Below are 13,267 nucleotides of genomic sequence, written 5' to 3'. Positions count from 1 at the left end.
CAGATGCAGGCGCTGGTCAAGAGCAAACGCATCGACTTGGCGCCGATCATCACGCACGTGCTGCCCCTCGAACGTTTCGAAGAATGCTTCGCGATGTTGAAGGCGGGCTCTGCCGTGAAGATCGTCATGGACGTGGCCGGGGCCACGAGTCCGTGAACCAGGTCTTCAACCGCAAGCTCAAGACCGATCTCGACGGCTTGCGCGAGGCCGGCACGTTCAAGCATCTGCGCCATATCACGACGCCGATGGCCGCGATGGTGCACATGACGGAAGCCGGCGACGCGATCGTGCTGTCGAGCAACAACTATCTGGGCTTGGCCGACAATCCGCGCGTCGTCGAAGCGGGCATCGAGGGCTTACGGCACTACGGAGCCGGCACCGCCAGCGTGCGCTTCATCTGCGGCACGTTGGACATCCACAAGCGCCTCGAAGAGCGCATCGCGCGTTTCTTGGGGACCGAGAACTCGCTCACGTATGTCTCGTGCTGGGCGGCCAATACCGGACTGATCCCCACGATCGCGGTCGAAGGCACGGCGATCGTGTCGGACGAGCTGAATCACGCGTCCATCATCGACGGCTGCCGCATGGCCACGCAAGCACAGCGGTTGCGCTACAAGCACGCCGACATGGCAGATCTCGAGGCCAAGCTCGCGAACTTGCCGCCCGACGTGATCAAGTTCATCATCAGCGACGGCGTCTTCTCGATGGAAGGGGACCTTGCCAAGCTGCCTGAGATCGTGGCGCTTGCCAAGCGCTACAACGCGGTGACGATCGTGGACGACAGCCACGGTACCGGCGTCATGGGACGCACCGGCCGCGGCACGATCGAGCACTTCGGATTGACCGGCCAGATCGACATCATCACCGGCACGCTGGGCAAAGCGCTCGGCGGTGCGGCGGGCGGCTTCGTCGCCGGATCGAACGAGCTGATCGAAACGTTGATACAGAAATCCCGGCCGCAGCTGTTCTCAAACGCGCTGCCGGCGACTGTGGCGTGCAGCGCGCTCGCGGCGATCGAGGAATTGGATGCGCATCCCGAGCTGATCGGGAAGCTGCGCGAGAACATCGCCTATTTCCGCGCCGGCTTGACGCGTCTGGGATACAAACCGCTCGAGGGCGACAGCGCGATAATCCCGATCATCGTCGGCCAGACCGCGTTCGCGATCAAGATGAGCGATCAGTTGCTCGCGGAAGGCGTGTTCGTCACAGGTTTCGGCTACCCGGTCGTGCCCGAGGGGACGGCGCGCATCCGCGTGCAGATGAGCGCCGCGCTCGAGCGCGAGCATCTCGATCGTGCGCTGGCGGCCTTCGGACGCGTCGGCCGCGACCTCGGTTTGATCAAGTAGCGGTCGTATAAATTCGACCGCTCCATTGAGTGGGGAGCGCTCCGTTCTGGGTTCTATTCTTGGAGCAGGCGGGTCACCGCATTGAAGCACGTATCCTGATTGAGCCACAGCTGCGGGGGCGCGACCACGAGCGGCGTACGTTGGATGTCGTTCTGGTAGCCTAGTTCGGCGACGGGTGCCGGCAGCGGATCGGGATCGAAACCCGCGGCGCTGCGGAAGATCAACTCTGCAAACGCCGCTTCTGCCCAGCCGAAGGATGTGCGCGTGAACCGCTCGGGATTGTCCGGGTCAAAACTCTCGTGAAAAAGCGCTTCGCCGTGCATGGTCGACGTCACGACGCGGATCGATGACAGCGTGTCGGCTGGGGAATCGCTGGTGACCCCGCGTACGATCAATCCCAATGGCCAGACCCAGCCGGTCGGCGTATGGGGGCTGCCAAGACCGGTCGCGTACTTGCCGCTATAGTAGTACGGATTGGCCGGCGAAAGCGCCAGCCGGCGCGTGTTCGCGTAGATCTGGCTGCCCGGGGCGACGTACCCGTAGTAGGTCGCCCCGATCAGATTCGGCACGTTGGCGTCGTCCATGAGCAGCGTGTGGCCCATTCCATCCACTTCGTATGCGTAGACCCAGCCGAAATCCATATCATAGACCGCCCCATAGCGCTGGATGCCGCTATCCACCTCGTCTGCGAGCCTCGACGCTTGCGTCGCCAATCTCGCGTCGCCATAGCCCGATAGCGCCATCTCCGTCAGCTCGCGCAGCGCGACCACCACGAACATGTTCTGTGGAACGTTGTAGGAGTACCTGACCGGGTCGTCAGACGGCCGGAACGCCGACCAGATCATGCCCGTGTAGGCGAAGTCCGATCCTCGGCCGCTCATCAAGTAGCGCGATCGGTAATGCGAGCAGGTCGCATGATGCTGCTCGCACGTGAGCGTGCTGATGGTATGCTGCCATGCCCAGTGCAAGCGCTGCGTGAAGAGCGCCCGGTCGCCGGTGCGCCGCCAGTACGTGTACGCCAGCGTGATCGGGTAGGCGAGCGAGTCGACCTCCCATTTCTCCTCCCAGACCTTGTAGCCCGCGGTGAACGCGTTGGCGTACGGGTCGGTGAGCACGTTCTTGGCGTTGCGCTCGATGACCGCACGAACCAGCGGTGCAGCCTCGGGATGCTCTGCCGTGAAACGGACGTAGGGTTTGGTCTGGGCGGAAGAATCTCGCAGCCACATGGCCGGGATGTCGCCGGTCTGCACGTACTCCGTACCGTCGTCTTCCCGGAAGAAATCGGCGGTGAGCGTTTGGAACACGTTCGAGGCCGGGATCACGATCGTATCCGGGTTGATCGCCGACGACGGGATGATGATGAATTGCACCGCCGGGCCGTCCGCACCGAACGCGCGCGACGGCGACGAAAGCACCGCGAGCGAGATCACGAGCGCACACGCCTGGCGGTGTAACAACGTCACGTCCCGCTCGTTCGCAACACCCCAGCGCGATTCCGCCGGAGGTCATCACCCGCCGCCGACTCGAAGGGGTGCGCGATGGTCGCCCGCATTTTTCCAATCCTCGGCATCACATTCGTCGACATCCTCGGCTTCTCGATCCTGATCCCGATCCTGCCGTACTTCGTCAAGCATTTCGGCGCCTCCGATCTGACGGTCGGGCTGCTATTCTCGACGTTCGCAGCGTGCCAGTTCATCGGGGGTCCCATCTGGGGCAACGTCAGCGACCGCTTCGGGCGCAAGAAGGTGCTCATCATCAGTCAGATCGGCGCGACCATTGGCTGGGCGATGCTGGCGTTCGCGAACACTCTCGGCTTGGTGTTCATCGCACGCATCGTCGAGGGCATATCCGGCGGCAACATCAGCGTGACGCAGGCCTATGTCGCGGATCTCGTCGAGCCCAAGGATCGGGCGCGGGCGTTCGGGTACGTCGGCGCTGCGTTCTCCGCCGGCATCGTGTTCGGACCGGCTTTGGGCGGCTTCTTGCTCTCGCGCTACGGCTTTTCGGCTCCCTTCTTGACGGCCGCGGCGATCCAACTCGTCACCCTGCTGTTGACGATCTTCATGCTGCCGGAGTCGACCAGTCACGAAGAGCGCTCGCACGTCGCCACGTTCGCCGACATCTGGACGTCGCTCACCGACCGGGTCCTTGCGCCCATCTTGGTGCAGATCTGGGCGTTCTCACTGGCGCTGTACGCCTGGTTCGGCGTGTTCACGCTGCTGCTCAAGGAGGCGCTCGGGTTTTCGGGATCGGACAGCAGCTATTTCTTCGCCGCCTTCGGAGTGGTCAGCGTCGTGCTGCAAGTCACGGCGGTGGGCGGCACGAACGCGCGCTTTGGCGCGCGCCGGACGTCGAACATCGGCATCTTGGCGCTGCTTGTCGGCTTCTTGCTCGTGCCCTTCATCCATAACGTGTTGACCCTGCTGCCGACGATGTTTCTGTTCGCCTTCGGCATGTCGATCGCGCGCCCGAGCTTGACGGCGTTGCTGACCGATCGAACCCCGGAGAATCAGCGCGGCACGATCTTGGGCGTCAGCTCGGCGCTCGACAATCTCTCGGGCGTGCTCATGCCGCCCGTCTCGACCGGCGTGCTCGGTGCGTTCGGGCCCGCGTGGGCGGGTACGCCGTCCGCGTTCTGGGCGGCGGTCGCGCTGGCGCTCGGCCTGCGGCTGCAGCGCAAGGAGCAGCGCGAGAGCGACGCGGCGGACAACGTCGCGGTTGAAACCGCGCCTGCGGTCGAATAAATTCGACCGCTACATTTGCTGCAGGAGGCGGCGGGCGTCGTCCGCGTAGAGCGGGTGGAACTGCGGGTTTAACCCGAGCGCGCTCGTCAGACGGCGCCTGGCTTCTGCCATGTCGCCGTTGTGCCAGGCGATGACGCCGGCGTGATACTGCAGGCGCGCATCCGGCGTGTCGAGCGCGACGGCTTTGCGCGCGTGCGCTTGTGCCTCATGCCATCGACCGCTGCACGCGAGCGCCCAAGCCAGCGTGTCCTCGGCGAACACATCGTCGCGCAACGCGACGTCGCGCTGCGCGATCGCGATCGCGTCGGCCAGCCGGACTCCGTGCTCTGCGTAGTAGACCGCAAGCGCGCGGTCGTTGATGCGCTGGGCGTTGCCGATCCGTTCGATCGCGACGATCGTATCCTGCGTCACCTGCGCCCCGCGTTCATCGCCGAGAGCTCGCTGCGCGTCGGCCTTATAGCCGAGCGTCTCAGGAAGCGGTATCTGGTCAGACGCGCGCGTCGCGGCATCAAGCGCCTCGCGCCAGCGTTTCTGCCCCCAATAGAGGCGGGCCAACCCGTTGTAGGCGCGCGGATAATCGGGGAAGATCGCGAGCGCTTCCTCGAAACGGCGTTGTGCGCCGGCGAGATCGCCGGCTTCCCACGCCAATTCGCCATCCCGGAAGTGGTACCAGGCGCGCGCCTCGGCCGGGGTGTCCACCACGCCGTCCACCGAGTTCATCGCACGCTGCAGCGAGCGGCGCGCTTGCGCGATGTCTCCCGTCAGCTCTTGGTAGCGCGCCTGCGCGGTGTCGACCGCGACGTCGTCTTCCGGACTTGCCGGTACCGCACGCAACGACCGCCGTGCATCGTCGTAGCGGCCCAGCTCTAGATCGATGCTTGCGACCTGCGCGAGCGCTCCGCCGTTCCATGGTTCGACCGCGCCCGCGTCTTGCGCGTAGGCGAGCGCGCCTTTGAACCGGTGCAAGGAGAGCAGCGCCGATGCCAGCGCCATGTCCGCGTTGACATTGTAACGACGCTGGTACTGCAGCGAGCGCTTTGCCATGTGCTCCGCGCGAACGAGGTCGCCGACGTCGCCGGTCTCGCGGTAGCGCATGAGGTATTGCGAAGCGAGCATGCGCGTGATGAGCTGATCGGGATTCTTGCGCACGTCGCCCTCGAACACCGCCACGATCGCGTTCCGGTGCAGATAGTCAGGCGTGACCGGCGCGGGTGAGGGCGCAGCGGCCAACGCTTTGCTCTGCGTGGCGATGTAGGCCGGCCAGGCTGCGATCGCGAGCAGCGCCAGCGCGGCGACGGCGCCGAGCGCACGGACCTTCATGAGAGTTGGCTGGTTGGAGACGGCGTGCCCTCGCCCGCGGTCCAGGTGAACGTCCACGCGAAGACGAGCAGCAGCGCCCCGACGAGCGTCGCGCTCACCGTCAGATCCGAGACCGGAGAATGCCAACCGAGCGCTTGCGCCAGTTCGTAGAATCCGACGGCGATCGCAAGCGCGGTGACCGCGATGATCCACACGCGCGTCGCACGCACGAGCTCGAGCGGTTGGCGCGTACACAACCGGTGGACGAGAAGGCTGTCGAGCGTATCCGTCACCGACATGCCCAGCGAGAACACGAAGCCGATGATCAAGCCCAACACGATGCCGCCGCCGGCGGTGAGAGCGAGCGCGAACGTCGCCACCTGGCTCGATGTGTCGAAACCAAGCCCGAAGAGCAGACCGATCGGGATCGCGGCCAGCGGGCTGGTGGCGACGCGCAGCGATTTCGGCAAGAGCGCGTTCTTGACTCCGCCGATCGAACCGGCGCGATTGAGCGAGAGCTGGCGGATGTTCAGCGCGGCAAGGCTCAGCAGCGTCGCGATGCTCACCCAGGTGCCGATCGTCTCCAATAGCGCGCCGTGCACCGCGAGGCGGCTGCCAAGAAGGCCGGCCAGCGCGGCGATCGCCAGCACCATGACCGAATGGCCGCCTGCGAACAGCGTGCCGACGAAACGGCTCAAACGTTCCTTGGCGCCAAGGCTGTTGCGCGTGAGGTTGTCGATCGCAGCAAGGTGGTCGGGGTCTGCACCGTGGCGCAGTCCGAGCACGAAGACGGTATACGCGATGGCGCTGAGCGACAGCGTCGGGTCGACGTGGCCGATCATGGCGCCTCAGCTTGGAGGGCGTGAGCTGATGCGCCTGCATGCATCTGATCGTGTTCGGGCTCGTGCACGTGACCCGGCGAGAAGGCGTAGCCGGCGATCGCGCTGCCCACCAGTGCGCTCACGAGAATGGCGGGCGCGTGCAGGGTCGAAGCCGCGGCGCCCTGTCCGAGCATGGCGGCGCCGATGAGCGCGATGACCGTAGCGGAGACAAGCGGACCGTAGCGCACGAACGTCTCGAGCGCGGGCCGCTTCGAGAGCCATGAAGCGCCATGGACGAGCGCGATGCCGAGACCCGTGAGCACGCCGGCGAGGCCGACGCTGAAGGCGACGATCACGAGCAGTCCATAGCCGAGTTGATGCAAGCTGAGCGCGGCGAGCAGCACGACGAGCGCTGCCGGACACGGCGCGATGTTGCCGCTCATCGCGACCAGGACGACGCTGCGAAACGAGAGCGGCGCTGTTCCGGGCGGAACGTGGCTGTGGCTATGATCGTGGGCGTGGCCGTGGCGGTCGAATGAATTCGACCGCTCCATACCGCTCCCGTTCGACCGCTCCACGTCGCCCTCGTGGTGGTGAGGGTGCACGTGCGCGTGGGCGTCGCCGCGGCGGATCTTGATGATGCGCGACAGCGCATTCGCCCCGAGGACGGCGACCATCGCACCCGACGCAAGCGTGATCCACGGGTAGATGTTCTCGGGCACGATCCACTGCGCGGCGGCAAGCATGAGCAGTCCGAGCGCGAGGACGCCCGCCGTGTGCGCGAAGGTCAGACCGACGGCGAGGATCAGCGCCTGTTGCGCGGTCGCGCGTGCGCCGACCAGCGAAACAGCGAGCAGCGTCTTGCCGTGACCCGGCTCGAGGGCGTGCAGTGCGCCGAGGCCGATGGCCGTGAGCAGTGTAAGCAGCACAAGCCACGGACTCGCCGCGCCCTCGGCCAGCAAGTCCGACAACGCGTTCGAACGGATCTGCGAGGTCGAGCCCGCCGGCGCCGCTTGCGCGCTTGACGAATTCGTGCGCGCGAGCACTCGGCCGTCAGCGGCGAGTCTCAGGCTGACACCATTGATCTCGCGCGGCGAGCCGAGCAGCGCGTTCGGGTAGGATCTCAGCTCGTCCGTCGGCTCGCGGTCGGGAACGACGACGATGTCTTTCCAACCGATGCGCCCTCGATAGACCGCGTCGGCGATCGTCAGCGTCCGATCTGCATGCGCCGCCGGCAGCGGCGCGGAGAATTCGCCGACCCAATACAGCGTGGGCAGTCCGCCGGCACCGGGGCGGGTCGAAGCGCGCGCGCTCGATGGGATGAGTTGTAGCGGCGCACCGTCGAGAGTAACCGTCAGCCCAGCACTGACGACGGCGATTTCATCGGTCGCCCAGCGGTCGAGCAGTGCCGCTTGGTCCGGTCCTTCGATGCCGCGTTCGCGCATGATCTGGAACGTCGGGATCTCGGCGATATCGAGCACGTACTTGACGCGCAGCCGATCGGGAGTGATCGCGGCCTTCACAAGATGGTTGATGGTGAAGTTGCCCAGCGGGTGCGCGCTCGCCGGTGCGCTCAGGAGAAGTGCCGCCGCCGACATGACCACTGCAAGAACACGCCGCACGTCTGCGGACCTCCCTCGAAGAGCCTAGATCAGTGCTTCGAGTCGGTAACGTCTGGGCGCATGAAACGGATCATTTCGCCTTGTGGGGGCGGTCGATGTAGTCCTGATACATCAAGCCCTGCGCGATCTCCATCGACTCCGTGAGCAGCCCGCGGGCCAGCGCCATGTCCTCGCAGCTCTCGCCGCTGTCTTGCGCCTGCGAAACCAGCTGGTCGACCGGCTGCTTGGTCTCAAACGATAGCCACGCCAGGCAGCTGATGTCGCCCGGGGTCAGGCCACTGCGCATGACCGCGCTATAGTCCGGCGTGTTCACGCCCGGAAAGCGATAGGCCATCGCTTTGCGGAAGTCGCCGTAACGGTCCGACGTCGAGGTCAGATCGAGCATCGTGATGTGCGCCGAGAGCCAGCGGCTCTGCGCCGCGTAGACCTCATCATCCGCTTGCAGCGCCATGGCTTCGACCTGGTCCCAGCTGGCTTGCGCTTTGGCAAGCGCGGCCTGGACTCTGGGCATGTCTGCCGGTTTGATGTCACCCGAGGTGGTGTCGATCGTGTCGAGCACCACGAAGTAATCCTTGAGCGCGTTGACGCTGTCGGTGGCGGCGGTCACCGCGGCGCGCGCGCGGTCGATCGAGCGCACCAGCTCATCCGATGACGTCGTCAACCCTTGCGCGATCGCAGGGTAGTGCGCGATCACCGTTTGCGGCGTCTGCGAGCTGTCGAGCAGCCGTTGGCCCATATCACCGAGCATCGCCTGGTTGTCGTTGATGAGGCCGGGTGCGCTGGACATGACGTCGCCGGTCAGGCCGAGGGATCCGTTGATGTCGATGACCATGCGGTCGAGCGCGCCGATCGCGACGGCAAGGTTGTTATTCGGGGTCTTGGGCTGGCCGAGGTTGGGCACGCCGCCGGACAAGGAGTGCAATTGCGTGCTGAGCGACTCGGCATCGCGAATGCCCCATTTCTCCTGCTCGCGGGCCAGCGCCACGTCGTTTCGAGTGATGCTCAGCGCCTGCTGGATCTCGGCGGCGGTCGACGCGCGTCCGGCGGGATCGAGCTCGAACGCGAACTGGTACTGGGTGCCGGGCGCGGGATGCGGCCACGTGTCTTTGAGCGCGACCTGCACCGCGGCCAGGTGCTCGGAGGCGAGCGTGTCGGTGGGCTGCGCGTGCAGCGCCTGTTGGAAACGATCCGCAGAATACGAGTAGCGGCCTTCGCTCTCATCGTGGATCGCGTCGGCCGTGATCTGCGCGGCGGTGGGATTGTCGAGCGGCCCGTAGCCTTCGAGGTGCGCGATGCGGTCGCTGGGCACCGGGTGGTCCAGGAACGCCTTATCGGCTTTGCTCTCGGGCTGTTCGGACATCTTGCGCAGCGAGTCCATGAAGTCTACCATCGACTGGGGGTCGTAACCGGCGCGCGACATGAGCTGCAGTCCGTACTGGTCGGCCTGCAGCTCGTCTTCGCGCGAGAACTTGGTCATCGCGAGGTCGCCGCCGTAGCCGCTGAAGATCGAAGCGATCGGCGAGAGGATCGACAGCACGCCGATGAGGACGCCGAGGGCTTGGGCCTTCTCCTCCATCGTGATCGCGTGGCGCCGTTCCACATGGCCTATCTCGTGCGCCATCACGCCGGCCAGCTCGTCGTCGGAGGAGACGGCGTTGAGCAGCCCCATGTCGACGTGCACGAAGCCGCCCGGCAGAGAGAACGCATTGATCTCGTCGGAATTGATGATGCTGAACGTGTAATTGATGTCTTCGCGCGCGCGATACTTGGCCAGATTATTGCCGATGCCGGTGACCCAGTTGGTGAGAAACGGGTCGTCGACGAGCAGGCTCTGTCGGTCGACCTCTTTGGAGATCGCCGCGCCTTTGGAGACCTCGGTCGCCGTGCTCATGGCCCGCGCGGGCACGGGCGCGGCGGCGTTGAGCATGAGTGCGGTGAGCACTACGGCGGCAAGTGAGCGCATGCGTTACCTTGGTGCGCGGTCGAATGAATTCGACCGCTCCATATATTTCTTGGTTAGGATTTGTAAATCGTGGCGATGTTATCCTTGAACGCCGCCGGGGTCATGAAGCCGCGGTACACTTTCTGGACGACGCCGTTCGTATCGATGAAAAAGCTGGCAGGCAGAGAGCTGACCTCATACGTATCTGCGAAGCTGCCGGGGTCGAGCGCCACCTGATACGTGATCCCAAAGCGTTTCAGGAACGGGATGACCAGCTCGGCGTCTTCTTGCTCGTCGATGCCCAGGAAGACCACTTTGTCTTTGTATTGCGGGTAGGCTTTGACGATGTCGGGCAACTCCTGTTTGCAAGGCGGGCACCAGGTCGCGAACGTGTTGATGAACACAGGCTTGCCGCGGTATTGCGCGAGCGTGACCGGCTTGCCGTCGATGTCTTTGAGCGCGATCGCCGGAGCTGGCTGGCCAATCATTACCCCGCGGCTCGGTTGGGCGCCGTGAGCGCCTGGCTGCTTTGCGGAGCACCCGGCGGCGAGCATCAGAACCGCCACTAGTAAGAAGATAGAACTGGATCGCATGGCGGGTTCTTCTTGCGCGGGCGGGCGCGTTCTTGCCTTTATCAAAAAAGGGGGGCGTCCGTTGCCGGACGCCCCTGTAGTGTCGGAATCGAGGTTTTTGTTACGATCCCGCGTGGCCCGCGATCGCTTTTTCGACTTGCGCCTTCACCGCTTCCATGTTGAACGATGCGCCCTTTTGCATCGGCGGGAAATCGATGAAGCTCTGGGCTCCCTTGGCGACGACTTCTTGCACCAGGACGAAGCGCCAGAATTGATACGCGAACCAGTTGTAGAAGGCGAGGGATCCACTTAGGCCCGTGCGTTCGAATGGATCCAACCGCAGGTTGCACAGAATCGGCCAGTCCACTTTCACGGTCCCGCCGAGCCAGCCGTTCGGCTGATCGATGAACCGATACTTGTAATCGTTGACGCGGACCGCACCGAGCGTCCCTTCAGCGAAGTAGAAGATCTCGTGGCGGTTCGACGGGCCTTTTCCGGTGATCACGTTCGTCTGGTCGTAACCATCCAGATGGACCTTGTACGTGCGGTCGCCGAGCTGTTTGCCTTTCTTGAGCTCGTCGACGATGTTCGGATTGCCGGCAGCGGCGACGAGGGTCGGGAACCAGTCAAGACCTGAGAAGATCCCGTTCTCGACCTTGCCGGCCGGTATTTTGCCCGGCCAGCGCGCGACGCACGGCGAGCGGAAACCGCCCTCGAGGACGGTGCCCTTGCCACCGGCGAACGGCGTTTGGCCGCCATCCGGCCAGGTGAAGTTCTCGGTGCCGTTATCGGTCGTGAACACGACGATCGTGTTCTGATCGAGCCCGTCATCCTTGAGCTTCTTCATGACCGAGCCGACGATGTCGTCGAGCTGCGCCATGCCGGCCTCGGATTCGGACCAGCCGTTCTCCGAGTTGCGCAGCGCCTGGTACTTGGGTGAGAGATGGGTCACGACGTGCATGCGCGTCGGGTTCAACCAGCAGAAGAACGGCTTGCCCGCCGCCTTCGCGCCGTCGATGAACTTGAAGGCTGCTGCTTGGATCTCGTCGTCAACGGTCTCCATGCGCTCCGGATACAGCGTGCCCGCATCCTCGATCTTCTGCTTGCCGACTTTGCCCCAGCGCGGGTCGACCGTCGCGTCGTCTTTGTCGGTGGCCCAGGTGTGCACCATGTTGCGCGGGCCGATCTTGTCCTTGAGATTCTGCGGGTAGTTCGGGTGCGACGGGTCTTCCATCGCGTCGAGGTGATACAGATAGCCGAAGAACTCATCGAAGCCGTGAACGGTCGGCAGATATTGGTTCAAGTCGCCGAGGTGGTTCTTGCCGAACTGGCCGGTGGCGTAGCCCATCGACTTGAGCGCGGTGGCGATCGTCGGCGCTTCGTCGGGCATGCCGACCTTGGCACCCGCCTGTCCGACAGTCGTCAGACCGGTGCGGATCGGAAGCTGGCCAGTGATGAAGTTGGCGCGACCTGCGGTGCAGCTCGCCTCTGCGTAGTAGTCTGTGAATCGGATTCCTTCGGCCGCGATCTTGTCGAGGTTCGGCGTCCGCGACGCCATCATGCCTTGGTGATAACAACCAAGGTTGAACCAACCGATGTCGTCGGCCATGATGAATACGATATTCGGGGCATCCTTCGCCATGTTGTCCTCCTGGGCGCTAAGCGTGAACTGGGGTCACACCCGTTCGCTCAATGGCTGACGCTCCCCGCCGGAAAGAGCCTGCTATGCCGCAATGGCTGAACTCTTCGTAGGTACTACTTGGCATCCGCGAACGCGGGATTCAGGCGCCGGCTGCTGTGAGTATGAGATCCGTGCCAAAACCGAGCAAGAACCCCAGCAGAATCCCAGCCGTTGCAAGCTCCTTGTGGCCGATGCGTCCGCCCGCTTTGGTCATCTCGCCGATCACGTAGATGATCGCGCCGGCCGCGAGCGTGAGGAACAGCACCGAGAGCGTCGGCGACACGAAGTGATAGCCGACCAGCGTGCCGAGAAACGTCGGCCCACCACCGATCAGACCGAGCATGAGTATCTCACGTGCGCCGACATTGACCTCGGAACCGACCAGCGGTGCTGCGATCCCGAAACCCTCAGTCATGTTGTGCAGACCGAAGCCGATGATGAGCAGCACCGCTAGTTCGATCGCCCCGGTCGCGGCCGATTGTCCGATCGCCAATCCTTCGCTGAAGTTGTGCAGGCCGATGCCGAGCGCGATCGTGGTGGCCAGCGCCATTGGGCTGAGCATGCCCTCTGCGACGGCTGCGCGCTGCTTTGCTAGCACGATGCGCGAAACGTAGACGAGTCCGAGCAGACCTACGCTCAGGCCTACGACGAAGACGCCCGTGAGCCAGAAAAATGGTGCGCCGCCTAGGCCTTGCTGCCATTTTCCAAGCGCGTCTGCGATCGGCTCGCCGGCCTGGCGCAAGATGTCGAACAACAAGAAGAACAGCACGCCGATGGCGATCGCGTTGAGGAATGCGATCCAACTGCGCGGCACGCGGCGCATGGTCGCGAACGGCAGGCCTAAGAAGATCGTGAAACCGGCGATCGCGCCGAGGATGAGCGTTTCGGTCTGCGTCATCTTCGGGCCGCTCGAGCCGGAGCCATTGGCAGGTGCCATGGCCATCGAGTCTTGCGCGGCCATCGAAGCGAAGCGATCGGGCGCGCCTTCGTACTGGATGGCGGATATCAAGCCGCCGGGCCCGCGATCGCCGTTCATCATGTGGTCGGCGACGTGGCAATGGAACATCCAGGTGCCGGGTTGCGCATCGGCGACGAACTCGATATCGCGCGTCTCGCCGGGACCGAGCGTGATCGTGTCCATCATCTGACGTGAGGCGGGTGCCACCGGCTGGCCGTCCACCGCTACGACCTGGAAGTGATGGCCGTGCGTGTGCATGGTGTGGAACTCGGTGCCGCTGAT

The 13,267-nt window shown here is 64.4% G+C and carries 10 protein-coding genes; 2 read left to right on the top strand and 8 right to left on the bottom strand.

All coding sequences use genetic code 11. The features are described 5' to 3' along the window. Positions 1–152 precede the first annotated feature (152 nt). A complete protein-coding gene (locus VKF82_02415; protein HME80908.1) occupies positions 153–1,346 on the top strand; it encodes a glycine C-acetyltransferase in 1,194 nt (397 codons plus the stop codon). A 53-nt stretch (positions 1,347–1,399) separates the two neighbouring features. On the opposite strand, the gene VKF82_02410 is transcribed toward VKF82_02415, so the two are convergent. Beyond that, positions 1,400–2,809 carry a glycoside hydrolase family 125 protein gene (locus tag VKF82_02410; protein ID HME80907.1) on the bottom strand — a complete coding sequence of 470 codons (1,410 nt, stop codon included), beginning with the start codon at positions 2,807–2,809 and terminating at the stop codon, positions 1,400–1,402. Between the two features lie 75 nt (positions 2,810–2,884). On the opposite strand from VKF82_02410, the gene VKF82_02405 reads away from it, so the two are divergent. Continuing rightward, complete coding sequence (locus VKF82_02405) at positions 2,885–4,090, top strand: MFS transporter (protein ID HME80906.1); 1,206 nt, start codon at positions 2,885–2,887, stop codon at positions 4,088–4,090. A gap of 9 nt (positions 4,091–4,099) precedes the next feature. On the opposite strand, the gene VKF82_02400 is transcribed toward VKF82_02405, so the two are convergent. From VKF82_02400 to VKF82_02370, 7 genes are all read right to left on the bottom strand, one after another. Further along, positions 4,100–5,410, bottom strand: a complete 1,311-nt coding sequence (locus VKF82_02400) for a tetratricopeptide repeat protein (GenBank protein HME80905.1) — start codon at positions 5,408–5,410, stop codon at positions 4,100–4,102. Further along, positions 5,407–6,231, bottom strand: a complete 825-nt coding sequence (locus VKF82_02395; GenBank protein HME80904.1) for a hypothetical protein — start codon at positions 6,229–6,231, stop codon at positions 5,407–5,409. Before VKF82_02395 ends, VKF82_02400 begins: the two co-directional genes overlap by 4 nt. Next, positions 6,228–7,832, bottom strand: coding sequence for a hypothetical protein (locus tag VKF82_02390; GenBank protein HME80903.1), 1,605 nt, complete (start codon positions 7,830–7,832; stop codon positions 6,228–6,230). Before VKF82_02390 ends, VKF82_02395 begins: the two co-directional genes overlap by 4 nt. Positions 7,833–7,902: 70 nt before the next feature. Further along, positions 7,903–9,795, bottom strand: coding sequence for a M48 family metallopeptidase (locus VKF82_02385; protein HME80902.1), 1,893 nt, complete (start codon positions 9,793–9,795; stop codon positions 7,903–7,905). A gap of 53 nt (positions 9,796–9,848) precedes the next feature. Further along, positions 9,849–10,262, bottom strand: coding sequence for a TlpA disulfide reductase family protein (locus VKF82_02380; GenBank protein HME80901.1), 414 nt, complete (start codon positions 10,260–10,262; stop codon positions 9,849–9,851). A 205-nt stretch (positions 10,263–10,467) separates the two neighbouring features. Next, positions 10,468–11,988, bottom strand: coding sequence for an arylsulfatase (locus tag VKF82_02375; GenBank protein ID HME80900.1), 1,521 nt, complete (start codon positions 11,986–11,988; stop codon positions 10,468–10,470). A 139-nt stretch (positions 11,989–12,127) separates the two neighbouring features. Beyond that, a partial coding sequence (locus VKF82_02370; GenBank protein ID HME80899.1) for a multicopper oxidase domain-containing protein occupies positions 12,128–13,267 on the bottom strand: 1,140 nt, incomplete at its 5' end.

The sequence above is a fragment of the Candidatus Eremiobacteraceae bacterium genome, from assembly GCA_035314825.1.
Taxonomy (GTDB): Bacteria; Vulcanimicrobiota; Vulcanimicrobiia; order Eremiobacterales; family Eremiobacteraceae; genus JAFAHD01.
This window is presented reverse-complemented; position numbering and strand designations above follow the sequence as displayed.

Excerpts from the sequence above, each read along its gene's own strand:
- VKF82_02405 (HME80906.1), top strand. The coding sequence starts at position 2,885 with ATGGTCGCCCGCATTTTTCCAATCCTCGGCATCACATTCGTCGACATC.
- VKF82_02385 (HME80902.1), bottom strand. The coding sequence starts at position 9,795 with ATGCGCTCACTTGCCGCCGTAGTGCTCACCGCACTCATGCTCAACGCC.
- VKF82_02400 (HME80905.1), bottom strand. The coding sequence starts at position 5,410 with ATGAAGGTCCGTGCGCTCGGCGCCGTCGCCGCGCTGGCGCTGCTCGCG.
- VKF82_02395 (HME80904.1), bottom strand. The coding sequence starts at position 6,231 with ATGATCGGCCACGTCGACCCGACGCTGTCGCTCAGCGCCATCGCGTAT.
- VKF82_02375 (HME80900.1), bottom strand. The coding sequence starts at position 11,988 with ATGGCGAAGGATGCCCCGAATATCGTATTCATCATGGCCGACGACATC.
- VKF82_02380 (HME80901.1), bottom strand. The coding sequence starts at position 10,262 with ATGATTGGCCAGCCAGCTCCGGCGATCGCGCTCAAAGACATCGACGGC.